Here is a 219-nt window from a genome sequence, read left to right on the forward strand (position 1 = left end):
ATCAGCGATCGCCAATAGGGAAATGTCGTCGACCACGTCGTCTTCGCCGTCCGGATCGTCGAGGTCATCGACGGGCTCGTCCTCGATCGGTGGGAGCTCATTGAGTATTTGAGGGTTTGGGAGCCACTGGATATTGAGGTTGGGAGCCACCGTTATTGACTTTGAGAGCCGGTGGCCGATGGGGTGGGAGCCACCGGCTCTCGTGCGCCGGTCCCGGGG

It is taken from the genome of Curtobacterium flaccumfaciens UCD-AKU, assembly GCF_000349565.1.
GTDB classification, from domain to species: domain Bacteria; phylum Actinomycetota; class Actinomycetes; order Actinomycetales; family Microbacteriaceae; genus Curtobacterium; species Curtobacterium poinsettiae.